Here is a 992-nt window from a genome sequence, read left to right as displayed (position 1 = left end):
TCCTTACAGCAATAGAGCAGAAAAAACCTACCTCTTTGGATTGGAAAGAGATAGGTTTTTTTCTGTTTTTAAGCTGTATAAGATATAAATCTTTAGTTACTATAAAACTGATTCTAGGAACAAAAAAGCTCACTTAAAAAGTGAGCTTWAACAAGAAAATCAGTACTTTTCATTAACTACTAATGCAATGTTTCCAAATTGAGATCCTTTCTCCATTCTATTAAAAGCTTGAACAGCTTCAGACAAAGGATATACTTGATCAATGATCGGTTTTATAGCGTATTTAGTCATAAATTGAAGCATTTGATTAAACTCTTCTTTACTCCCCATAGATGTACCAAGGATACTTATTTGAGGGTAAAATAGAGCTCTCAGAGGAATTTCAATTTTATTCCCAGAACTAGCTCCAAAATTCACAATAACACCATTTGGCTTTAAAACATCGAAATAGTTAGGGAAAGTAGTAGGACCTATACTATCCAATATTACATCAACCTTTTCACCATCTAAACTTTTTGCCCAGTCACTGTTATTATCAAACGCATGATCTGCCCCATATTTCTTAGCAAGGTTTCTTTTTTCTTCACTTCTTGATGTTACACTCACTTTAGCACCTATGGCTTTTGCAAATAACATTGCGTAAGTAGCTACACCACTTCCTATTCCTGGTACTAAAAGGTGCTGTCCTTCTTTTAAGTTTCCTTTTGTAAAAAGGGCTCTATAAGCAGTTAAAGCTGATAGAGGTAGCACTCCTGCTTCTTTCCATGAAAGGTAGGCTGGTTTTTCCACCACATTTTTAGCTGATATAATTATGTACTCTGAAAAAGTCCCATTTGATGGACCACCTAGAATTTTAGGAACGTCAGGAACAGAATCAATACATTCCCAGTCTAAACTTGGATTAATAATAACTTCAGTATGTAAAGAAACGTTTGAAACACCTTCTCCAATCTCTATAATAATTCCAGCTCCATCAGAACCAGGAATGAAAG

General features: G+C 34.5%; 1 protein-coding gene. It reads right to left on the bottom strand.

The annotated features are described in order from the left end of the window. Window positions 1-159: 159 nt before the first annotated feature. A partial coding sequence (locus AC1DRF_RS29565; RefSeq protein ID WP_477742515.1) for a zinc-binding dehydrogenase occupies window positions 160-992 on the bottom strand: 833 nt, incomplete at its 5' end.

The sequence above is a fragment of the Priestia sp. P5_B4 genome (assembly GCF_056400385.1).
This window is presented reverse-complemented; position numbering and strand designations above follow the sequence as displayed.